Source organism: Rhodoglobus sp. G.S.4, from assembly GCF_056619605.1.
In genome coordinates, this window is sequence record NZ_CM152748.1 from 1,496,725 (window position 1) to 1,518,149 (window position 21,425).

General features: G+C 57.7%; 21 protein-coding genes. 3 read left to right on the forward strand and 18 right to left on the reverse strand.

Translation table 11 applies throughout. From position 1 onward, the window contains the following. Nucleotides 1–58: 58 nt before the first annotated feature. The 14 genes from nusB to AC061P_RS07325 all read right to left on the reverse strand — a co-directional run bounded on the left by nusB (nucleotide 59) and on the right by AC061P_RS07325 (nucleotide 12,831). Complete coding sequence (nusB, locus tag AC061P_RS07260) at nucleotides 59–472, reverse strand: transcription antitermination factor NusB (RefSeq protein ID WP_449646732.1); 414 nt, start codon at nucleotides 470–472, stop codon at nucleotides 59–61. Next, on the reverse strand, nucleotides 473–1,036 hold the full coding sequence (efp, locus tag AC061P_RS07265; RefSeq protein ID WP_449646733.1) for an elongation factor P: 564 nt from the start codon (nucleotides 1,034–1,036) through the stop codon (nucleotides 473–475). It abuts the gene before it with no gap. 71 nt (nucleotides 1,037–1,107) lie between these two features. Then, nucleotides 1,108–1,563 (reverse strand): type II 3-dehydroquinate dehydratase, encoded by a 456-nt coding sequence (locus AC061P_RS07270; RefSeq protein WP_480390797.1) that lies wholly within the window; start codon nucleotides 1,561–1,563, stop codon nucleotides 1,108–1,110. 28 nt (nucleotides 1,564–1,591) lie between these two features. Further along, on the reverse strand, nucleotides 1,592–2,668 hold the full coding sequence (gene aroB, locus AC061P_RS07275; RefSeq protein ID WP_480390798.1) for a 3-dehydroquinate synthase: 1,077 nt from the start codon (nucleotides 2,666–2,668) through the stop codon (nucleotides 1,592–1,594). After that, the gene (locus AC061P_RS07280) at nucleotides 2,665–3,174 is read right to left on the reverse strand and encodes a shikimate kinase (RefSeq protein ID WP_480390799.1); all 510 of its coding nucleotides are present in this window, start codon (nucleotides 3,172–3,174) and stop codon (nucleotides 2,665–2,667) included. Before AC061P_RS07280 ends, aroB begins: the two co-directional genes overlap by 4 nt. Beyond that, nucleotides 3,164–4,369 (reverse strand): chorismate synthase, encoded by a 1,206-nt coding sequence (gene aroC / locus AC061P_RS07285; RefSeq protein ID WP_480390800.1) that lies wholly within the window; start codon nucleotides 4,367–4,369, stop codon nucleotides 3,164–3,166. Before aroC ends, AC061P_RS07280 begins: the two co-directional genes overlap by 11 nt. An 81-nt stretch (nucleotides 4,370–4,450) precedes the next feature. Then, on the reverse strand, nucleotides 4,451–5,335 hold the full coding sequence (locus tag AC061P_RS07290) for a shikimate dehydrogenase (protein WP_480390801.1): 885 nt from the start codon (nucleotides 5,333–5,335) through the stop codon (nucleotides 4,451–4,453). After that, on the reverse strand, nucleotides 5,329–6,672 hold the full coding sequence (mltG, locus tag AC061P_RS07295) for an endolytic transglycosylase MltG (RefSeq protein WP_449646739.1): 1,344 nt from the start codon (nucleotides 6,670–6,672) through the stop codon (nucleotides 5,329–5,331). Before mltG ends, AC061P_RS07290 begins: the two co-directional genes overlap by 7 nt. 3 nt (nucleotides 6,673–6,675) lie before the next feature. Then, nucleotides 6,676–7,137, reverse strand: coding sequence for a Holliday junction resolvase RuvX (ruvX, locus tag AC061P_RS07300; RefSeq protein ID WP_449646740.1), 462 nt, complete (start codon nucleotides 7,135–7,137; stop codon nucleotides 6,676–6,678). A gap of 3 nt (nucleotides 7,138–7,140) precedes the next feature. Beyond that, complete coding sequence (gene alaS / locus AC061P_RS07305; RefSeq protein WP_480390802.1) at nucleotides 7,141–9,795, reverse strand: alanine--tRNA ligase; 2,655 nt, start codon at nucleotides 9,793–9,795, stop codon at nucleotides 7,141–7,143. 46 nt (nucleotides 9,796–9,841) lie between these two features. After that, nucleotides 9,842–10,069, reverse strand: coding sequence for a hypothetical protein (locus AC061P_RS07310; protein WP_449646742.1), 228 nt, complete (start codon nucleotides 10,067–10,069; stop codon nucleotides 9,842–9,844). Between the two features lie 68 nt (nucleotides 10,070–10,137). Then, nucleotides 10,138–10,500 (reverse strand): DUF948 domain-containing protein, encoded by a 363-nt coding sequence (locus AC061P_RS07315; protein WP_480390803.1) that lies wholly within the window; start codon nucleotides 10,498–10,500, stop codon nucleotides 10,138–10,140. Between the two features lie 118 nt (nucleotides 10,501–10,618). Beyond that, a complete protein-coding gene (rpsD, locus tag AC061P_RS07320; protein ID WP_010202678.1) occupies nucleotides 10,619–11,248 on the reverse strand; it encodes a 30S ribosomal protein S4 in 630 nt (209 codons plus the stop codon). Between the two features lie 251 nt (nucleotides 11,249–11,499). Beyond that, nucleotides 11,500–12,831 (reverse strand): replication-associated recombination protein A, encoded by a 1,332-nt coding sequence (locus AC061P_RS07325; protein ID WP_449646744.1) that lies wholly within the window; start codon nucleotides 12,829–12,831, stop codon nucleotides 11,500–11,502. A 152-nt stretch (nucleotides 12,832–12,983) separates the two neighbouring features. On the opposite strand from AC061P_RS07325, the gene AC061P_RS07330 reads away from it, so the two are divergent. The 3 genes from AC061P_RS07330 to AC061P_RS07340 all read left to right on the forward strand — a co-directional run bounded on the left by AC061P_RS07330 (nucleotide 12,984) and on the right by AC061P_RS07340 (nucleotide 15,748). Continuing rightward, a complete protein-coding gene (locus tag AC061P_RS07330) occupies nucleotides 12,984–13,778 on the forward strand; it encodes a peptidylprolyl isomerase (RefSeq protein WP_480390804.1) in 795 nt (264 codons plus the stop codon). A gap of 85 nt (nucleotides 13,779–13,863) precedes the next feature. Then, entirely contained in the window at nucleotides 13,864–15,093 is a 1,230-nt protein-coding gene (locus AC061P_RS07335; protein WP_480390805.1) for a DUF349 domain-containing protein, read from the forward strand. A gap of 82 nt (nucleotides 15,094–15,175) precedes the next feature. After that, nucleotides 15,176–15,748, forward strand: a complete 573-nt coding sequence (locus AC061P_RS07340; RefSeq protein WP_480390806.1) for a hypothetical protein — start codon at nucleotides 15,176–15,178, stop codon at nucleotides 15,746–15,748. Here AC061P_RS07340 and AC061P_RS07345 read toward each other — a convergent pair. From AC061P_RS07345 to AC061P_RS07360, 4 genes are all read right to left on the reverse strand, one after another. Continuing rightward, entirely contained in the window at nucleotides 15,745–17,991 is a 2,247-nt protein-coding gene (locus AC061P_RS07345; RefSeq protein ID WP_449646748.1) for a RelA/SpoT family protein, read from the reverse strand. The genes AC061P_RS07340 and AC061P_RS07345 overlap by 4 nt on opposite strands. Before the next feature lie 112 nt (nucleotides 17,992–18,103). After that, a complete protein-coding gene (gene secF, locus AC061P_RS07350) occupies nucleotides 18,104–19,120 on the reverse strand; it encodes a protein translocase subunit SecF (RefSeq protein ID WP_449646749.1) in 1,017 nt (338 codons plus the stop codon). Beyond that, the gene (secD, locus tag AC061P_RS07355) at nucleotides 19,120–20,865 is read right to left on the reverse strand and encodes a protein translocase subunit SecD (protein ID WP_449646750.1); all 1,746 of its coding nucleotides are present in this window, start codon (nucleotides 20,863–20,865) and stop codon (nucleotides 19,120–19,122) included. Before secD ends, secF begins: the two co-directional genes overlap by 1 nt. A gap of 91 nt (nucleotides 20,866–20,956) precedes the next feature. Beyond that, nucleotides 20,957–21,394 carry a preprotein translocase subunit YajC gene (locus AC061P_RS07360; protein WP_449646751.1) on the reverse strand — a complete coding sequence of 146 codons (438 nt, stop codon included), beginning with the start codon at nucleotides 21,392–21,394 and terminating at the stop codon, nucleotides 20,957–20,959. Nucleotides 21,395–21,425 lie beyond the last annotated feature (31 nt).

Consider the following 21,425-nt stretch of genomic DNA (forward strand, 5'->3'; position numbering starts at 1 on the left):
ATCTGCGCCGTAACGTAGCGTCACGCAACTGCGTAACGCTACGTCACAATAGAGCTAGTTACTCGCTACTGGCCGCGATGCGACCGAGCAAACCGTTGATGAAACCCGCTGAATCTTCAGTGGAGTGAACCTTGGCTGATTCGACGGCTTCAGAAATCGCGACACCGGTGGGAACATCATCGTTGTACAAGATTTCCCAGAGACCGATACGCAATAGGGCGCGATCTACCGCGGGCATCCGGTTAAGGGGCCACCCCTGCGAATACGTCTCGATGAGTTCATCAATCTCGTCACCGTGAGCGGTAATCCCTAAGACAACTTGCTGGGCGTACGCCCACGAGGTTGCCCGTGCCGGATCGTTCATCGCACGGAGTGACTCTGCTGCCAACGCTTCGTTGATGCTTTCGCCACGAACATCGGCACCGTACATAAGGTCAAGCGCGCGCTTACGCGCCTTGCTGCGTGCCCCCATTTACTCGTTCACGCGGCCGAGGTAGCTACCATCGCGAGTATCAACCTTGACGCGGGTGCCCTGCTCGAGGAACAACGGAACCTGAATCTGATATCCGGTTTCGACGGTCGCAGGCTTGCTGCCACCGGTCGAACGGTCGCCCTGAAGGCCAGGCTCCGTGTATGTGATCTCCAGAACAACGGATGCCGGGAGCTCGACGTAGAGAGGGTCACCGTTGTGGAGAGCGATTACCACGTTCTGGTTCTCGAGCATAAAGTTTGCGGCATCGCCAACAGCTTCAGCACTCAACGTGATCTGGTCGTAGTCGCTCGTGTTCATGAACACGAAATTTTCCATGTCCTTGTACAGGTACTGGAATTCGGAACGGTCAACCGTCTCGGTCTCGATCTTGGCGCCAGCGTTGAATGTGCGGTCAACGGTCTTACCCGAACGCACGTTCTTCACCTTGGTTCGAACGAAAGCGCCACCCTTGCCGGGCTTGACGTGTTGGAACTCGATAACGGTCCACAATCCACCGTCCATGTTGAGAACGACGCCGTTCCTGATGTCAGCGGTAGAGGCCATGCGTAAATCCGTTTCTGTTAACGAGCAAAAGCGCGAGTAAGTCGCGAAGGCGACAAATGCGACGTTCGAGTCTAACCGAGTCGACGAGCAACCGCGTCGAGGGCGAGAATGTACGATTCGAAACCGAATCCGGCAATCACTCCGGTTGCCACACCAGAAATCACGCTCGTGTGACGGAATTCTTCTCTGGCGTGAGGATTCGTGATGTGCACCTCCACGAGCGGGAGCCCTGCGCCAGTGACTTGAGCCGCAGCATCCCGCAAAGCGTACGAGTAGTGAGTGAAGGCAGCAGGATTCATGATGACCGGCGATCCTGAATCGACAGCCTCATGGAGCCAAGAAATCAGTTCTGTTTCGCTGTCGGTTTGGCGAAAGTCGAGCACAACATTCTCTCCATTGGCCAGCCCTCGGGTGTGAGCTTCAAGAGCGGATTGCAGCTCGCGAAGCGTTCCCCCACCATAAACATCAGGCTCTCGACTGCCGAGCCTGCTGAGGTTGGGCCCATTGAGGACAAATACTGTAGTCACCGCTCCACTCTAGCGAGGCACGAGCCCGCTAGACCCCGACTTCCTGATAGGCGGAGTACAGCATCGCTTCGTCGGGGCCATTCAACATGGATGTGCGGCCGACAGAGTCGAGCACCACAAAACGAATCATTCCCGCCCGGGCCTTCTTGTCGCGCTGCATAGTCGCGAGAAGAGTGTTCCAACGACCGAGGGGGTAATCGATGGGCAAGCTGAGCGACTGCAGGATGCTCCGGTGCCTGTCGACAACTTCAGAACTGAGCGATCCAGCGAGGTGGGCTAGTTCCGCAGCAAAAACCATTCCGACGGACACTGCAGCGCCGTGACGCCAGCGGTAACGCTCGGCATGCTCAATTGCGTGACCAAGAGTGTGCCCGTAGTTCAGAATCTCTCGAAGACCGGTCTCCGTGAAGTCTTCGCCAACTACACGAGCTTTCAGTCCGATCGACAATTCAACAACGCGCCGAAACTGTTCAGAATGTGGATCGATGACCTTGTCGACGTCAGCTTCAATGATGTCAAGAATTTCGGGCTCACCGATGAATCCGCACTTGACGATCTCAGCGAATCCGGCCAAGATCTCGTTGCGAGGAAGGTCTTCTAACACGTCGAGGTCCGCGACCACAGCGCTCGGGGCATAGAACGCTCCCACAAGATTCTTGCCTTCAGCAGTGTTGATTCCGGTTTTTCCACCCACAGCAGCGTCAACCATGCCCGCGACACTCGTTGGGCACTGAATGAGCTTGATTCCGCGCAGCCAGGTGGCGGCGACAAAGCCAGCAAGGTCAGTCGCTGCTCCCCCGCCGAAACCAATCACAGCATCGGTGCGAGTGAAATCGGTCTGACCCATGATCTGCCAGCAAAAAGCGGCAACTTCGATCCGCTTGGCGTCTTCGGCATCCGGAATCTCCGCAAGAAGTACCTCGTAGTTCTCCGAGAGCGACTCGCGCAGTGCATTTGCTCTCGCACCAAGCGTCGGCGGGTGAATGATCAGCACCTTTGCCACTCGCGGACCTAGCTGCTCAGCGAGCTTCGGCAGCAGGCCTCGGCCGATGAGAACATCGTAGGGGTTCGTTCCAGGTACCGGGATGATCGTGGTTTCAGTCATTGTTGTTGGGTTCCCAACCAGTCGGCGATCTCGCGCGCAACTTTTTCCATAGGCTTAAGTGAAGTATCAATCGTGAGAGAAGCAAGTTCGTCATATATAGGACGACGGGCTTCGACGAGCTTTTCCCATTCATCAGCGTTATTGGCCAATGGCCGTTTACTTCCGGCAATCCGCAGGCGCGCGGCAGCCTTCGACATCGTCAATTGCACAACGCGGTGGGACGCAAGGTCAGCACGCGTCTCGAGGTTCAGCACCGCTCCCCCACCCAGAGTGACGACGGCAGGTTCGAGTAGTGCGTTGGCGACGGCTTCGCGCTCTCGCTCACGAAAATATTCTTCGCCAAATTCTGCGAATAGTTCAGGGATGGGGCCGTGTGAGGCGACGACAACCTTGTCAGTGTCGACAAGAGGCACATCCAAAATTTTGGCTAGTCGCTTGCCTGCTTTAGTTTTTCCTGCACCGGGCGCCCCAATGATGACAACGATCGCTCCGCCATCATTGAGCATACGTAGCCCCGGTGGTCTGGAGCGCATCAGGAATCGCGGCTAGGTATGCCTCGAGGTTTCGCTTAGTTTCGCCAAGCGAATCTCCACCAAATTTTTCGAGCACTGAGTTCGCCAGAGTGAGCGCAACCATTGCTTCCGCTACCACGCCCGCAGCCGGAACGGCACACACATCCGAACGCTGATGATGCGCCACGGCTGCTTCGCCCGTCGCGATATCCACCGTTCGAAGAGCACGAGGAACCGTCGAGATTGGCTTCATGGCGGCACGAACACGCAATACAGTGCCGGTAGACATTCCGCCTTCGATTCCGCCGGCACGGTCACTCTCTCGAGAGATTCCGTCAGGCGAGTGCACAAGTTCATCGTGCGCGACTGAACCACGACGTGCAGCTGTCTCGAAACCATCCCCGACTTCGACACCCTTGATCGCTTGGATGCCCATGAGTGCGGCAGAAAGCTGCGCGTCGAGACGACGATCCCAGTGGGTGTACGAACCGAGTCCCGGTGGCAAGCCATAGGCGAGAACTTCGACGATTCCCCCGAGGGTGTCGCCATCTTCATGGGCGAGATCGACCTCAGCAACCATTTGCTCAGATGTCTCGGGGTTGAAGCACCGCAAAAGGTCGGCGTCGAGGGTCGCAACATCGCCAGGTGTTGGCAGTGCGCTTCCTGCTGGCACCCGAACCGTACCAATCGACAGAGTATGACTAACGAGATGAATTCCGAGACCGTCGAGGAACGCGCGCGCAACGGCACCGAGAGCAACGCGAGCTGCAGTTTCGCGTGCACTCGCTCGCTCGAGAACGTTACGGGACTCGGCAAAGTTGTACTTTTGCATCCCTGTGAGGTCGGCGTGCCCCGGACGCGGACGCGTGAGGGCGGCACCGCGCCCCTTGGGCAAAGTCTCTGGGTCGACGGGAACCGGACTCATCACTTCGACCCACCGGGGCCATTCAGTGTTACCGATGCGCAACGCAATGGGGCTACCCATCGTGGCACCGAAACGGATTCCCCCACTCAGCGTGAGCTCATCCTGCTCAAACTTCATGCGGGCACCACGGCCATAGCCGAGCGTACGACGCACCAAGTCAGCCTGAATTTGTTCAGGTGAGATGGGCACGCCCGAAGGCATCCCCTCAAGAATTGCGACCAATTCTGGGCCGTGAGATTCACCGGCCGTTAACCATCGAAGCATGCGTCAATCCTCCCACACGAGATGACGCCACATTTTACGCAGCGCTAGATCACCGTCCCAGTGAGCTCGGCGTACCTGTCGCTAGACCTCGTCGCGAATCGACGGCGCCTCAATTGCGGCACGCATCGAGTCAATCGCATCCGCCTCATGCGCCAGCGGCACATCTGGCGTTCCTGAGGCAAAAATACGTACTTGAGCAATGGCCTGATTGATCAACAAATCGTGACCAGAAATTACTGTTCCGCCTGCAGCCATCCAGCTGTGCGCAATGTCGCTCGGCCATGGGTCATAGGCAACATCAAAGAGGGCTGCTTGCTTGCGCACAGCCTCAGCGAACTCAAGATCTATGGCCCCGCCAGGGACCGTTGTGACAACAACAGAGGGAATGTCGGCTGCCCGAGCCGCATCGTGCCATTGTCGAACAATAATCGTTGCACCGAGCGACTCGCCAAGCACCTTGAGGGGTTCCGCTTTTGCTGGGCTGCGCGCGAAGATGACGATCTTCTGCGCGCCGAGACGAACAGAAGCCACGAGAAGCGATGCGGCAGTGGCACCTGCCCCCAGAATCCAGACGGATTCCAAGCTCGACAATCCGGCATCGAGAAAACTGCGCATGGCGCCCTCGACGTCCGTGTTGTAGCCACGGAGACCGGCATCCGTCACTACGACAGTGTTTGCCCCTCCAACGAGCTCAACAAGCGGGTCAGCCCAATCGAGTAGTGGAACGACATCGCGCTTGAGAGGCATCGTCAGTGACAGTCCACGCCAGCGTCCATCGAGAGCCGCAAGAAACGCGGGCAGAGACTCTTCTGACAGATCGATTGCATCGTATTCCCAATCGAAACCGAGAGTTTTGTACGCCGCACGATGGATTGCCGGGCTCAACGAGTGAGCGATGGGAGAACCGAGAACGGCAAGCTTCGATCGGGTGGATCCCGCGGCCGGAACACGTGAGCTGTCTAGCAATAGCTGCCATTCTCTTCGCTCTCGGCGCACCAATCGCGAAGCTGCTGGGCTGCAGCCTCATGGTCGTCAACATTGCTGGTGAAGACCGTCTCCCCTGTCGCCAAGTTGATCGGAACGAAGAATAGCCAGTCGCCGGCGGCAGGGTTCAGGGCAGCATCGATCGCCAACTCGCCGGGGAGACCAATCGGTCCGACAGGCAGACCGGGATTGGCGTACGTGTTGTAGGGATTGCTGGCATCAGCGCGTTCGGAGTCTGTTGTCCACACCGTGTGGAGATTTCCGGTGCCATAGGCGACGGTCGCGTCGGACTGAAGCAACATCCCCTGATCGAGTCGGTTGTAGAAGACACGGGCAATTTTGTAGAAGTCGTCGGTATTGGGGCCGGCTTCGCGCTGGACAAGCGCTGCCATTGTCAGAATTCGGTAGCGGTCTTCAACAGGGACACCCGCTGCATCCAACTTCTCGTACATGGTGTTGACCATCAGGTCGAGTACGACGTAGGGGTCTTGGCTGCCGTCGAGTTCGTAGGTTGCAGGGAACAGGTAGCCCTCAAGGCTGACAGCTTCGGCGGGAAGCCCAAAGTGTGCGAGATCTTCGGATGCCGCCTGCACATCAGCGAGGGCAATGCCGGTGGTTTGGGAGATGATTTCGAGCGCGTCGGGCAAGGTTGTGCCCTCGGTGATCAAGACTCTGTCGGTTACCTTGTTCTCTGGGTCAAGCAGAGCATCAAGTGCAGATTGAGCACTCATCTCCTTTTGAAGGGAGTAGTTTCCTGGAAAGAAGGCTGGGTCCGTTTCTTGCGCAAGCAACAGATCGTAGAACGCATCGAAGGTCATCGTGACGCCAGCAACATTAAGGCTCCGCGCGATATCGGATCCGATATCACCCGAGTTGACGGTGACGATAACTTCCTCGCCGTTGCCACTTCCTTCAAAGTCGTTTGGCAGTTCCCAGCCGAGCACTTCGCGGATCTTCTCTTCGTAGTTGACCCACGCAAAAGTTGCGACTGCAGCACCGGCGATGGCAATAACAAGAATCGGGAGCCCAATGATGAGCCACCAACGACGCTTGCGTGGTAGGCCTCCTGGTGTCGAACCGTCAGTTTCCGGAGCAGCTTCTGCGGTCCTCCCCCGCGATGCTTGCGCCTCGTGAGCCGCTCGCGCTTCGCGCCGGGTCAGTGGCTGTTCGCCAGCGCCTACTACCGGAGTAGAGGATTCGGTGCTTGCCGCGCCATCGGCACGTTCGGTGCCATGCGAGGCCGCGGCGCGAGCCGACTTCGGTGCACTTTCACCGGGTTGATCGTTGAAGATATCTTCCCAGTTCGGTTCATCGGCCATGGTTCAGGATCCTAGCGTCGGTTCGACAAGTTCTCCGGGCAATCGCGCCGCTGAGCGCTCGAAGTCGAGGGCGTGTTGCAAAATTATAACGGCGGCAACCTGATCGACGACCGAGCGAGAATTTTTTGCGGTGCGACCGGATGCCCGCAGCGCAGTATGCGCACTCATCGTGGTCATCCGCTCATCTACGAGCCGCACGGGCAAATCGGAGCTATCGGCAAGCTGTTGAGCGAATTCTCGAGCATCACCGGTTGACGCAGTATCCCGTCCAGAAAGAGCGATGGGGAGGCCGACGACCAGTTCAACAGCCTCGTATTCCTTCGCGATAGCCAGCACTCTTGTGATACTTGCTTGTGCGCGCTTCACCGTCTCTACTGGGGTCGCCAACATCCCGTGAGGGTCGCTTCTCGCAACCCCGACCCGAACTTTTCCGACGTCAATACCGATTCGAGTACCTGAGCGCATGGACTAAGCGGACAGAGTCGAGACGATAAGTGCGAGAGCGTCGGGAATCGAAGCGGGGTTTGCGCCACCACCCTGTGCGATGTCTGGCTTGCCGCCACCGCCGCCACCGAGCACCCCTGCTGCCGCCTTGGCCAGTGCCCCAGCGGCGAGACCATGAGCACGAGCCGCCTCATTGGTCGCGACAATGACGGCAGGCTTTTCGCCAATTGTGGCAGCAAGTGCTACGACAGCAGCCTTCGAGCCGAGCCGCTCACGAACTGACTGGACAAGTCCACGAAGGTCATCGTTTGACGGAAGCTCGCCAACATTCTCGACGACGGCCTTCACCGAGCCCAGCACTTGCGCTGTCTCGACCAAGGCCGGTACGCGCTGCGAGAGCTGGCCAGCCTCAAGCTGGGCAATCTTGCGCTCGGCTGCCTTAAGGTTTGCCATCAGTTCGGCAATCCGATCAGGCAATTGCTCCTTAGGCGTCTTCAAATTGGCAGTAAGTTCTGAGACGATTGCGCGCTCCGCTGCAAAGTTTCGGAATGCGCTCATGCCGACGAGGGACTCAACGCGGCGGTTTGACGATCCGACCGACGACTCACCAACGAGCGAAATAAGTCCGATCTCAGCGGAACGGGCAACGTGGGTGCCAGCACACAACTCGAGCGACCAAGGTCCACCGATTTCGACAACGCGAACCGTATCGCCGTACTTCTCACCAAACAGCGCCATCGCGCCGAGGTCGTTGGCGTCATCGAGTGCCATGATTCGTGTCGTGACTTCGAGGTTGTCACGCACAGCAGTGTTCGCGACTTCTTCAATCTCAGACTTTGTCTCAGCCGAGAGAGCCTGCGACCACGAGAAGTCCAGACGCATGTAGCCAGCCTTGTTGTATGAACCAGACTGGTGAGCATCCTTGCCCAAAATTTGACGCAAAGCTGCGTGGATGACGTGGGTTGCCGAGTGCGCTTGAGTTGCGCCGCGACGCCAATCGGCATCCACGATCGCTGTTGCAGCGTCTCCGACGCCGACCTCACCGGACGTCACTTGCACCTTGTGGCTGATGAGTCCCTTTACCGGGCGTTGGACGTCGAGAATCTCTAGGTGGTAGCTGGCACCAACAATCGCACCCGCATCCGCTTCTTGACCACCGGATTCGGCGTAGAGCGACGTTTCGGCGAGGATCACTTCAGCGATTTGGCCGGATGTCGCTTGCGATACCGAGACGCCGTCGACGATGATCCCGAGAACGCTAGATTCGGTTTCAAGATTTTCGTAGCCGGTGAAGGTGGTCTCGCCGAGCGCGCGGAACGCGCCGTAAACCGACAGGTCAGCAAGGAATTGCTTTTTGGAGCCTGCGTCTGCTTTTGCGCGATCGCGCTGCTGTTTCATGAGCGAATCAAAAGCTTCGCGGTCCACCGATAGTCCAGCTTCGCCCGCCATCTCCAGCGTCAGGTCGATGGGAAATCCAAAGGTGTCGTGCAGGAGGAATGCGGTGTCACTAGGCAGTTCCGAAGCGCCGGACTTCTTGGTGTTTTCGACCGCAGTGTCAAGGATCGTTGTTCCGCTAGCGAGCGTGCGCATGAAGGTATCTTCTTCGGCGAGAACGACGCGCGAAATGCGATCGTAGTCTTTCTCGACTTCGGGGTAGGCGGCCTTCATGGCATCCCGCGACTCGGGAAAGAGTTCAGCGAAGGTGGTTCCTTCAACCCCAAGCAGGCGCATGGCGCGCACTGTGCGGCGTAGTAGGCGCCGCAGCACGTACCCGCGACCTTCGTTGCTGGGAGTAACGCCATCCGCAATGAGCATGAGGCTCGAACGAACGTGGTCAGCGACTACGCGCAGTCGAACGTCAGCTTCATGGTCAGCGCCGTAAGTGCGGCCAGAAAGTTCTGCGGCCTTGTCGAGCACGGGACGGACTTGGTCGATTTCGTACATGTTCTCGACGCCCTGCTTGAGGAACGCAACGCGCTCCAGGCCCATGCCGGTGTCAATGTTCTGCTTGGGCAGTTCGCCGAGGATCGAGAAATCTTTGCCTTTACCTTCGCCACGGAGGTACTGCATGAAGACGAGGTTCCAGATTTCAACGTAACGATCGTCGTCGGTGGCTGGGCCGCCATCGGCGCCGTAAGCAGGGCCTCGATCGAAGAAAATTTCCGAACAGGGTCCAGCGGGACCTGGCTGGCCTGTTGACCAGTAGTTGCTGTCCATCCCGAGTCGCTGAATGCGCTCGTCAGGAAGCCCTGCGGTCTCTTTCCAATAGGCGACAGCATCGTCATCGTCTTCGTAAACGGTGACCCAGAGGTCCTCTGCGTGAAAACCAAGTCCCCCATCGGCCTCGGGAAGCGTGAGGAACTCCCAGGCAAACTGAATGGCTTCCTTTTTGAAATAGTCGCCGAAAGAAAAGTTTCCGTTCATCTGGAAGAACGTTCCGTGACGCGGTGTCTTGCCGACTTCTTCGATATCGAGCGTTCGGATGCACTTCTGAACGCTCGTTGCGCGATCGAACGGCGCCGGAACGAGGCCCGTCAGATAGGGAACGAAGGGAACCATGCCCGCGACAGTGAATAGCAGCGTCGGGTCATCGCTGACGAGCGAGGCTGAAGGAACAATAGTGTGACCACGGTCGCCAAAATAGGTCAACCAACGGTTCTGAATGTCTGCGGTCTGCATGGGATCCCCGGGAACTCAATAATGCGGCCCGAGGGCCCTGATTTTCTTACTTAGAACGCTGCGAAAAGTCCGAGAGAGCTTCTTCTGCCTCGCCCACTGCTGCGCGAAGTTCTGCTTCACGCTCGCGGTAGCCATCAACAACGGCACTCGTGAACTCGCGTGCCTTGCTGTCAACCTCAGAGAAGAACTGCTTGCCCTCAGGTGTCTTCGCGACTTGGTGGGCTGCGACGAAACCGACGGCAATACCTACAACGAAAAGAACGGCGCCTTTCATAACTTCTCCTTCAGATTTGGGTGCGAGAGCGGTACTAGAACCGTACTAGCTTAGGCCGTGCGAAAAGGTCAGCGACGGCGCTTCGGGCGGATGCTCAGCACAGCGGCACGCACTCCGGCACTGAGGCCAGCGATCTTGATCAAAGGGCCGCCGACGGTTGCGGCTGCTAGTGCGACCAATGCTGAGACATTCCCGGTGGTTTCTTCCACATTCTGAGTGATCGCATCGACGCGAGCCAATTGGCGATTCGTCTCCGAAATCGTGGCCGTTGCCTCAGTCAACATGGGGTCCAGATTGTCGCTGACTCCACGTATTGCGGAACTCGTTTCGTCGAACACCCTTCCCAACTTGAGCAAGGGAACGGCGAGCAACCCGACAAGGACTGCGAATACTCCTGCCGCGATAAGCCCTGCGATATCTCCGCCAGTCATGCCTGCTCCGATCCGTCTCAGAAAAAGTGGTGGTTACACGCTATTCGACAATCGCACCAACATCCCGCCAAACGCAAAAAAGGGCCGGAGCATAAGCCCCGACCCTTTCGTGCGTTAGTTAGCGTGCTGCGTAGTACTCAACAACGAGCTGAACTTCACAGGTCACGGGAACCTCGGCGCGCTTCGGGCGACGTACGAGACGTGCCTGCAGCTTGTCGATTTCAACTTCGAGGTAACCAGGAGTCTTAGGCAGAACATCCACGTGTCCACCAGCTGCGGCGACCTGGAAGATTTCCATGCCCTCGCTGCGAGCCTTGACGTGCATGAGCTGTCCCGGCTTGACGCGGAACGAGGGACGGTCAACGAGCTGGCCGTCAACCAGGATGTGGCGGTGAACGATCATCTGACGAGCCTGAGCGGTCGTGCGAGCGATAGCCGAACGAACGAGCAGTGCATCGAGACGCATTTCGAGCTGCTCAACCAAGTTCTCACCGGTTAGGCCGGCGGTCTTGCGAGCTTCCTCGAACTGAATCTTCAGCTGAGCTTCACGGATTCCGTACTGGGCCCGTAGACGCTGCTTCTCGCGAAGACGAACAGCGTAGTCACTGTCCTGCTTGCGCTTGGTGCGGCCGTGCTCACCGGGAGCATAGGGGCGCTTTTCGAGGTACTTTGCAGCCTTCGGCGTGAGGGCAATGCCCAGTGCACGCGAAAGGCGAGTCTTGCTGCGGGTACGTGACTTAGTAGACACAAGATCCTTTTCGATTGATTCAAGTAAGAACACTCTGGTGATTACTCGCACGCGAACGCGCGTACACAACACACCAGAAGAAAGTAGAGGGATGGCCCAATGGAGACTGGTCGGCTACAGACCTTGCTCCGCGATTTCCGGTTTCATTGCAGCCGCGCGCCGAAACCGTATCGATGGGACGCATAACTCTAACACGCCAAGCATCGCTATGGCACGAAACGAGGCCAGCAAGGGTTTGGCGCGTCGGCTGGTCACTCTCCGCGGATAATCTCTCGAAGTTTCGCCAGTCGAGCCGACACGTCGCGTTCGTTTCCGTTGTTGGTTGGGCGGTAGTACTCGGTCCCCTGAAGGACATCGGGGAGGTACTGCTGCTTCACGACGCCGAACTCGGAATCGTGAGAATACTGGTACCCCTTGCCATGGCCGAGGCGTTTTGCTCCCGGATAGTGCGCATCGCGCAGCGGCTTGGGAACCCGCCCAATCTTTCCCGCGCGAACATCGGCGATTGCGGCGTCCAGGGCAACATAAGCGGCGTTCGACTTGGGCGCTGTCGCGAGATACACAACGGCCTCCGCGAGAGGGATTCGGCCCTCCGGCATCCCGATCATCTGCACGGCATCGGCCGCAGCGACGGCGATGACGAGAGCTTGGGGGTCTGCGACGCCGACATCTTCAGCGGCACTGATGATGATCCGTCTGGCGATGAACCGCGGATCTTCACCCGCTTCGATCATTCTCGCCAAGTAGTGGATGGCAGCGTCGACGTCTGAACCACGCACCGATTTGATAAAAGCGCTGATGACGTCGTAGTGCTCATCGCCCTGACGGTCGTAGCGCAACAGCGCACGGTCAACGGCAGTGGCAACATGCTCTGCGGTAACTACGGGTGGACTCGAAGCGTTGTCTTCGTTGGCAGCCGATACCGCTGAAGCCTCTAGCGCCGTGAGGGCGCGTCTCGCGTCGCCAGATGACAGCCGTACAAGCAATGCGCGAGCGTCTGATTCAAGCACTACCGCATCGTTCAGTCCACGAGCGTCGGAAACCGCCCGATCGACCAACTCGCCTAGCTCATCATCGTCAAGTTGATTGAGCGTCAACAACAATGACCGTGAGAGGAGAGGAGAGATTACAGAGAACGACGGATTCTCGGTCGTTGCGGCAATCAAAATGATCCACCCGTTCTCGACCCCCGGCAGCAGAGCATCCTGCTGTGCCTTCGTGAACCGGTGAATCTCATCGAGAAACAACACGGTAGAGACGCCGTAGAGGTCGCGCGCGGTCAAGGCTTCTTCAATTGTCAGACGCACGTCCTTAACCCCGGCGGTCACGGCAGACAATTCAACGAACTTGCGTTGAGACCCTCGCGCGATTGCCTTCGCGATGGTTGTTTTGCCCGTGCCCGGAGGACCCCACAAAATAATGGATGCCGAGCCATGACTGCCGCCAGCATCCGATGCGAGACTCATGAGCGGCGAACCTCGCTGCAGCAGATGCTTCTGCCCAACGATCTCGTCAAGTGTCAGCGGACGCATGCGCACAGCAAGAGGCGTAGCCCCGCTGTGAAGACTTGCGGAAGCATCCATAGGTCAATCGTAATCGTCCGCACTGATGAAATGCGCAGCCCTTCGGCTCAGGGCTAGAACGCCGTGGCGTTTGGTCGAGATTCGCACGAGACCGTAAGGTTCAGTGTGGCGTTCCTACGACCGCGGCGAAATCCGCAATTCTTCAAGGAGTAATGGTGGCATCCAGCAAAAAGCATTCACGCGAGCAACGAGACGCTCGGGAACGCCTGCGCCACTACTCTGCCCGCAATGCGGTCCATGAGAACACTCTTGCACGCCGCAAGCGCGACAATGTTCTGGCCGTTGGCGTTGGGATCCTCGTAATCGCGCTTGTCTCGACCGCTCAAGTGTTCTATTTCAGTGCTGGACCAGGAACGCCGGAACCCGCGCCGTCCTTCACCCCCGAACCCACTGCGGCCGCCCAGGAGAACGTCGGCGACGTTCCAGATGTCTCAGTCTCCGAAGACCGCACGTGGACGGGTGAGCTTACTCTCAACGACGTGGCTCTCGGAATTGAACTCGACGGAGCCGCTGCACCTCAAGCTGTTGCCTCAATCATCGACTCGATCGCTACTGACTACTACGTCGGTACTACCTGCCACCGCATGGTGAAAACTGAGAACGCCGGGTTGATCCAGTGTGGATCGCTCGACGGCACCGGCGCCAGTGATCCCGACTACGCCTATGGGCCGGTGGAAAATGCAGGAGTTGGCGGCTTCTACCCCGCGGGCACTATCGCAATGGCGCGTACCGGAAACAATGCCTTCTCCAATGGGCGACAGTTCTTCATCGTCTCTGACGATGCGATAATTCCTGACGACACCGCCGGCGGCTACAGCATTGTCGGTACGGTCGTTTCTGGTCTCGATGCTTTGCAGTCCGAGATCACCTCTGGAGGCATTGTCGACAATGCCGAGGATGGGGCTCCGGTGATTGCCACAAGCATCACGGGCTTCACGATCCAGTAACAGCGTCAACGACCGTAAGCGTGGTTGTCCTAAGCTTGGGTTCACCCGGGCAGCGGCTTCCGGCATAACCAGCAAGGTGAAGTAATTGGCTACACAGGAGCAAAACGAGTGGGGACGCGTCGATGAGACGGGTACCGTCTTTGTACGCGAAGCAGAAAGCGAACGCGCTGTCGGTCAATACCCCGATGGAACACCGGAAGAAGCTTTGGCTTACTTCACCCGCAAGTATCACGAGCTTGCAGGTCAAGTGACGTTGCTCGAGCAGCGCGTGAAGAACGGTGCGCCCGCCGCAGACGTCTCGAAGGCGATTAGCGCCCTGAAGGAGTCAATCGCAACCGCAAACGCCGTTGGCGATCTCGCGGCGCTCAGCGCACGTGTCGAAGCCCTTGGTGGCTCGGTCTCAAAACTCACCGAGAAGCAGAGCGAAGAAGCCAAACTGGCTCTGGGCGAAGCTATCGCTGTGCGAACTGCCCTTGTTGTCGAAGCTGAGACGCTTGCTGCGGCAGATCCTGCCAAAGCACAGTGGAAGCAGGTCACGGCTCAGATCGACGACATCTTCGCGCGTTGGAAAGCCCACCAGGCCGATGGCCCCCGTCTTCCGAAGGCGGAAGCGAACGAGTTGTGGAAGCGTTTTCGAGCCGCCCGCAGCACGATCGACACCCATCGCCGCGCATTCTTCGCTGAACTCGACACGAGTCACAAACAAGCCCGCGCTGACAAACAGGCTCTTGTCGACGAAGCGGAAGCGTTGGTAGCTCAGGGTGCCGACGCCATCCCCAACTACCGTCGCCTCCTCGATCGTTGGAAGGCAGCCGGGCGCGCTGGCAAGAAGTTTGACGATGCACTCTGGGCAAAGTTTAAGCAGGCTGGCGACGTGCTCTACGCCGCAAAGTCCGAGGTGGATGCGCAAGACAACGTCGAGTTCACCGCAAATTGGGAGCTCAAGAAAGCGTTGCTCGCCGAGGCCGAGCCACTCTTGACCGCCACAGACCGCGCTCAAGCCAAGAAGTCGTTGTTGTCGATTCAGAAGCGCTGGGATGAAATTGGTAAGGTCCCTCGCGACAAGATCAAAGTCGCCGAGGAACGCCTGCGCAAAATCGAAACGGCCGTGCGCAAGCTCGACGAGGATCACTGGAACAAGAGCAACCCCGAGCGCCAAGAGCGTTCCGAAGGATTCTTGGGTCAGCTCAACGACGCAATCGCGAAACTTGAAGCCGAACTTGCTGAAGCGAAGGCCACCGGCAATGCTAGGAAGATTGCGGATGCTCAGGACGCACTAGATGCTCGCAAGGCATGGCTCGGGGCACTGAAGTAGCAGACTCTCCACAGGCCATCTGTTTGTCCACCGAACCAGAGTGAACACACCGTCGGAGTGAGTGCCACTGCACGATAGAGGAATGACCTCGCGACTTCCTTCCGTGCTCAGCGCACTCGATCTGCCCCTTGTTGAGCTGCAGTGTGCCGTCCTCGATGGAGAGCTCTATGCCCTCGATCAATGCTTCTGCCCTATTCACGAATTTGAAACGACGCACTTGCGTGCACGGGCCCTCGGTGTGGTGCTCGATCCGCGAATAATTGCCGAGAGGTTGAGCGCAGCCTGGGTGTGGGGTGCGCTGGTGACTCCCCCACGGCGGCATCAGCTCTGCGTTGCCATCGGCGCACGAACTAGGCCGCATGCGAGCCTGAATGCAACGCTGCGGGAAGTCGTGATCTCTCCAGAAGAGATTGATAGCGTGGCCGGCGTGAGCGTGACCTCACGACTCCGCACAGTAATTGACCTACTGAGATTTAGCGAGAGCTTCGGAAACCGCGAGATCCAAGCAATTGCAACATTGATGACCGAAGGCACGTTGGATTATTCCGAGTGCGCTAACTCAATGCTGGTCCGTCGCAATTTGCCCCAAAAACGGATCGCCCTTGAGCGACTCACGTTGGTGCGTGCGAGACATCCTCAGCCCGCCGCGAGCTAGCCGCTATTGACGCGATAAACGTCATAGACCGCGTCAACACGACGCACGGCATTGAGCACGCGATCGAGATGGGTTGTATCTCCCATTTCAAAAACAAATTTGCTGATAGCTAAACGGTCCGTTGACGTGTTGACGGTGGCAGAAAGAATGTTGACGTGTGTTTCGCTCAGCACCTTGGTGATGTCTGAAAGCAAGCCAGAACGATCGAGCGCCTCAACCTGAATCTGCACGAGAAAGAGACTCTTTGACGTTGGCGCCCATTCAACGTCGATCATGCGCTCGGGCTCGTCTAGGAGCGATTGAACATTCTTACAATCCGCCCGGTGAACGGAAACACCGGCGCCACGAGTGACAAATCCGACAACCTTGTCTCCCGGTACCGGGGTGCAACAGCGCGCCAGCTTCACCAGAATGTCTGGCGCTCCCCGCACGAGAATTCCGGAGTCAGAGTGCTTGAAGGGACGCAGCTTTCCCTGCGCGGGGAATGTGAGTTCCCCTTCGTCCTCTTCAGTACCTGAACTCAGCGACGCGACAAGCTTTTCAATTACCGACTGAGTGGAAACGTGCCCTTCACCCACTGCGGCATACAACGCAGATACGTCTTCGTAACGCATTGTCGACGCGAGGTCGGCGAAAGACTCGTGATTCATGAGCTTTTGCAGTGGCATATTCTGCTTACGCATTGCGCGCGCGATCGCGTCCTTGCCCTGCTCGATAGCTTCGTCGCGGCGTTCCTTCGTGAACCAGGCGCGAATCTTGTTTCGGGCTCGAGTGCTCTTGACGAAACTGAGCCAGTCCTGGCTAGGAGCAGCATCCGGACTCTTGGAGGTGAAGACCTCAACAGAGTCGCCACTGGTGAGTTCTGTCTCTAGGGGAACGAGCCGCCCATTGACCTTGGCACCCATAGTGCGGTGCCCGATTTCCGTGTGCACCGCGTAGGCAAAGTCGACGGGCGTCGCGCCAGCTGGTAGGCCGATCACTTTTCCCTGAGGAGTGAAGACGTATACCTCTTTGGCGCCGATCTCGAATCGCAGCGACTCAAGGAACTCACCGGGGTCTGACGTTTCGGCCTGCCAGTCCGTGATGTGCGCAAGCCACGCCATATCGCTATCAACGGGCCCAGATTCGACGATCTTGCCCGCACTACGGTCTTTGTATTTCCAGTGCGCAGCTACACCGAACTCGGCACGGTGGTGCATCTCGCTCGTTCGAATCTGGATCTCAACCGCGCGACCGTGCGGTCCGATGACCGTCGTGTGAAGAGACTGATAAAGATTGAACTTAGGCGTCGCAATGTAGTCCTTGAAACGACCAGGAATCGGATTCCATCTGGCGTGGATCGACCCAAGCACCGCATAACAATCGCGAACAGAGTTCACGAGAACACGAATGCCCACAAGGTCATAAATTTCATCGAACTCGCGACCTCGAACGATCATCTTCTGATAGATCGAGTAGTACTGTTTCGGACGGCCAGCGACAGTGCCCTTGATCCGCGATGTCTTGAGGTCGTCATTAACCGAAGCAATGACCTCTTTGACGAATTCGTCACGCATCGGGGTGCGCTTAGTTACCAGGCTCTCGATTTCGACGTAGATCTTAGGGTGGAGCACAGCGAACGACAGGTCTTCGAGTTCAATTTTTATCGCCTGAATACCCAGACGATGCGCGAGCGGTGCATAAATCTCAAGTGTCTCTTGTGCTTTTCGGGAAGCAGACTCGCGCGGCACAAAGCCCCACGTGCGAGCGTTATGGAGACGGTCGGCCAGCTTAATCACGAGGACTCGGATGTCTTTCGACATCGCGACGATCATCTTGCGCACCGTCTCGGCTTGCGCGCTGTCGCCGTACTTGACCTTGTCGAGCTTGGTCACACCATCGACCAACATCGCAATCTCATCGCCGAATTCAACCCTCAACTCATCAAGCGAGTAGTCAGTGTCTTCAACGGTGTCATGCAAGAGTGCAGCGGCGATCGTCTTCTCACCGATACCGAGATCAGCGAGAATCTGCGCCACCGCGACGGGATGAGTTATGTAGGGCTCACCGCTCTTACGCTTCTGACCGTCGTGCGCTCGGAAAGCTGCGGCATAGGCGCGCTCGATCAGTGCAAGGTTCGCTTTAGGGTGATGAGTCTTTACCGTTCGCAGTAAATTCTCTACGGCTCCAGCGGGCTGAGCGCGGGAGAAAATCCTCGGCAACAGCGCACGGAACGAGGCAGCTGACTGTGGTGATTCACTCATTCCGCTACCCCCTAGAACAATTCTAGAACGCGTAGCTGCATTGGCATACCGTTACCCCTATCGGGGCACTGCGCAGCCTGCGAACGTCGAGATCCACGTCCGCGCACGCTGGCTACTTGCGGTCCTTCTCTTCGGCGCGCGCTGCGGTCAACCGCTTCGTGCGACTGAGAATTGCAGGCTCATTCTCACGGAACTGCGCGTAGAGCGGAGCAGCGATGAAGATCGTGGAATAAGTACCAACAATGATTCCGATAAAGAGCGCAAGAGCAATATCGCGCAACGTGCCGGCACCGAGCACATAAGCGCCAATGAAGAGAATCGCACCGACAGGCAGAGCTGCAACGACTCCGGTGTTGATCGAGCGAACAAGAGTCTGGTTAACCGCAAGGTTGACAGATTCAGCGAACGTGCGTCGGGATTCGGCCCCGTCTTCCGAGGTGTTCTCTCGAATTTTGTCGAACACCACAACGGTGTCGTAAAGCGAGAAACCAAGGATCGTCAAGAACCCGATAACTGCGGAAGGAGTGATCTCGAATCCGAAGAGTCCATAGACGCCGGCAGTGATGACAATGTCGTGGAGCAACGCAATCATCGCTGCGAGCGACATCTTCCACGTGCGGAAATAGATCGCCATCATGATGGCCGCGAGAGCGACGAAGACGAGCAAAGCCCGCAGTGCAGAACTCGTGATGTCTGCGCCCCATGACGGGCCAACAAACGATGCGGCCACCTGGTCGCTGTCGACATTGAACGCGCCGGCCAAGGCATCGCGCACCTCGTCGGACTGGTCGGCTTCAAGCTGTTCCGTTTGCACACGCAAGGAGTCAGTTCCCACCACGGTGACCTTGGGATCAGCTTCTGCTACCACTCCCGATACGGTGTCAATCGCAAGGTTCTGAGCGTCGGCGTTGGTAGCAGGATCTGTTAGCGCTTCGACCGAGTCGATCTGGAATTGTGATCCACCAGTAAATTCAATGCCCAGTACGTAACCACCACGGAGCGCGGGGCCAGCAATGGACACCACAATCAAAACTATCGCGAGGGTGTACCACACCATCCGACGCCCGATGAAGTTAACCGATAGTTCACCGGTGTAGAGGTCGTTGCCGAACTTCGAGAAGCTAGCCATCAGGATTCCTTTCCATCTGAGCTGGAATCTTTGGCGGTTCCCGCCAACTCAGCAGCTTTTCGTTCAGCAATAGTTTGGCGGCGAGCAGCCTCGCGGCTTGCTCCCGCGGTCGCCTTCGTGGCTACCGGCGTTCTGAACTGAGCTCGACCGCGGTAGACCGCGCCCAGAGCTCGGGGATCAAGACCGCTAATGGGGTGTCCGCTCGCAAAGAACTTCGTTGTTGCGAGCAACTGAAGCATGGGATGCGTGAAGAGAACGACAACGAGCACGTCGATCACTGTGGTGAGTCCCAAGGTCAGCGCGAAACCGCGAACGTTTCCCACGGCAAGGACGAACAGAACTACGGCCGAAAGAAGGTTGACGGCCTTCGCAGCGAAGATAGTGCGCAGGGCACGCTTCCAACCGGCCTCGACCGCGCCGGTCAGAGATCGACCATCGCGAAGTTCGTCTCGAATGCGTTCGAAGTAGACGATGAACGAGTCCGCGGTAAATCCGATCGCCACAATCAGTCCGGCAACACCAGCCAACGAGAGTCGGTAGCCGTGCTGCCACGAAAGGTAGGCGATGACGAGATAGGTGAGCACTCCGGCGACTACAAGCGAAGCCACCGTAACGAGACCGAGAAGGCGGTATTGGAACAGCGAGTAGATGACGACCAGCAGGAGACCAATCAGACCAGCGATCAGCCCAGAATTAAGCTGAGTTGTACCTAGCGTCGCTGAGATGGAATCGTTGCTCTGTACTTCGAAACCAATGGGTAGCGCACCGAACTTCAACTGGTCAGCAAGAACTTTTGCGCTGTCCTGGTCGAACGAACCCGAAATCTGTGGGTTTCCGCCAGTAATGATGCCCTGAGTCGTCGGCGCCGAAATGACACGACCGTCGAGCACGATTCCGAATCGGTTGCGCGGATCAGTGTTGTCGAAGCCGAAGAGACGCGTAGTCATCGCTGCGACGTCTGTGGTGCCCTCGGCGTTGAACGTCGGGAAGACGCCCCACTGTCCGGTGCTGACGCCTTGCGAGCTGGAAATCAGTCCGCTGCTCGCGTCGGTGATCGTGCTGCCCTCTACCTCGACTGGGCCGAGAATGTACTTGAAGGCATCATCCGAATCACAAGTGATGAGCGGCTCAGCAGCGGGAGCAACGCTAAAGCTGTCGAGCGAAGCACAATCGAAGTTGGTGTATTCGTCGAAAAGAGATTCGGTAATCCAGTTGAGATCGCTTGCGTCGGTGGGTGTCGCGGTTGGCGTTGTGGCCAAGGTCGGCTCTGGGGTGCTCGTTGCCGACTCTCCGTCCGGCGTCTCCGCCGCATCGGTCGGTTCAGGAGTTGCTTCAGCAGCAGCAGTCGTCGCGACCTCGGTGTAGAGCACCGGGCGGAATTCGAGCTTTGCCGATGACTGGATCCGGTTGAGTGTTTCCTTATCAGGAGTACCCGGGATCGAGACAATGACGTTGCTCGCGCCTTGAGTCGTAACTTCAGCTTCAGCGACACCACTGGCGTCGACACGATCTCGAATAATCGAGACTGCTTGAGCCAGCTGCTCCTTGGAAACCGTCTGTCCGCTCTCGAGCTGAGGGGCGAGAACGATTTGCGTTCCCCCCTCAAGGTCAAGAGCGAGCTTCGGAGCCCAGGAGGCCGAACCGAAAATGGAGCCAGCACCGATCAATACGGAGAGCCCCACCGTGAGTGCGGTGAGCCAGACGATGGCTCGCCACGCGTTTTTCACAGGGGTAGTTCTTGCCACCTAATTGACTCAGCTTTCTTAACAGAGCAGTGCAGAAGCGCACGCCATTGGACAACCGTCCTCGGGAGGGACGACTCTCAACACTAGTGGGTTACTCGGACGCCTTTTTTGACTCAGCAGAGCTAGCCGGCTTCGTGTCTGACAACTCACCAAATTCTGGCTTCACGTCAGCGTCAACCTCAGCAGTGCCAGCTTCGCGTTCCGCAGCTTCGCGGTTGGCGATTTCCATAGCTTCTTCCACCGAACGAGGAGCGCCTTCGACAGCCTCTTCTTCGACAACGACCTTGGCCAGCGTCTGGCTGTGAACCTTGACGATTACGCCAGTGCTGATCTCGATCTCGGCAGAGTTGGCAACGGTGTCGTTGGTAACGAGCGTTCCAAAAAGCCCGAAGTTAGTCATAACTTCGACGCCAGGAACCATCTGCTCGCGCAGTTCTGCCATCTGAGCTTTGCGCTTGCGGCTGTTGCGGAACATAAAGAAGATGAGTACGCCAAGAATGGCGAGCATCGCAATAGAAAGAGGATCCATGAGGTACCTTTCGGTGGTCTGTGGGCCTGGC

Bases quoted from the DNA above. Each gene is read 5' to 3' on its own strand.
- aroC (WP_480390800.1), bottom strand. From the start codon at position 4,369: ATGCTTCGATGGTTAACGGCCGGTGAATCTCACGGCCCAGAATTGGTC.
- AC061P_RS07360 (WP_449646751.1), bottom strand. From the start codon at position 21,394: ATGGATCCTCTTTCTATTGCGATGCTCGCCATTCTTGGCGTACTCATC.
- mltG (WP_449646739.1), bottom strand. From the start codon at position 6,672: ATGGCCGATGAACCGAACTGGGAAGATATCTTCAACGATCAACCCGGT.
- efp (WP_449646733.1), bottom strand. From the start codon at position 1,036: ATGGCCTCTACCGCTGACATCAGGAACGGCGTCGTTCTCAACATGGAC.
- AC061P_RS07310 (WP_449646742.1), bottom strand. From the start codon at position 10,069: ATGAAAGGCGCCGTTCTTTTCGTTGTAGGTATTGCCGTCGGTTTCGTC.
- AC061P_RS07280 (WP_480390799.1), bottom strand. From the start codon at position 3,174: ATGCTCAATGATGGCGGAGCGATCGTTGTCATCATTGGGGCGCCCGGT.
- alaS (WP_480390802.1), bottom strand. From the start codon at position 9,795: ATGCAGACCGCAGACATTCAGAACCGTTGGTTGACCTATTTTGGCGAC.
- nusB (WP_449646732.1), bottom strand. From the start codon at position 472: ATGGGGGCACGCAGCAAGGCGCGTAAGCGCGCGCTTGACCTTATGTAC.
- AC061P_RS07330 (WP_480390804.1), top strand. From the start codon at position 12,984: ATGGTGGCATCCAGCAAAAAGCATTCACGCGAGCAACGAGACGCTCGG.
- secF (WP_449646749.1), bottom strand. From the start codon at position 19,120: ATGGCTAGCTTCTCGAAGTTCGGCAACGACCTCTACACCGGTGAACTA.
- AC061P_RS07325 (WP_449646744.1), bottom strand. From the start codon at position 12,831: ATGGATGCTTCCGCAAGTCTTCACAGCGGGGCTACGCCTCTTGCTGTG.
- ruvX (WP_449646740.1), bottom strand. From the start codon at position 7,137: ATGCGCTCAGGTACTCGAATCGGTATTGACGTCGGAAAAGTTCGGGTC.
- AC061P_RS07345 (WP_449646748.1), bottom strand. From the start codon at position 17,991: ATGAGTGAATCACCACAGTCAGCTGCCTCGTTCCGTGCGCTGTTGCCG.
- AC061P_RS07315 (WP_480390803.1), bottom strand. From the start codon at position 10,500: ATGACTGGCGGAGATATCGCAGGGCTTATCGCGGCAGGAGTATTCGCA.
- AC061P_RS07340 (WP_480390806.1), top strand. From the start codon at position 15,176: ATGACCTCGCGACTTCCTTCCGTGCTCAGCGCACTCGATCTGCCCCTT.
- aroB (WP_480390798.1), bottom strand. From the start codon at position 2,668: ATGACTGAAACCACGATCATCCCGGTACCTGGAACGAACCCCTACGAT.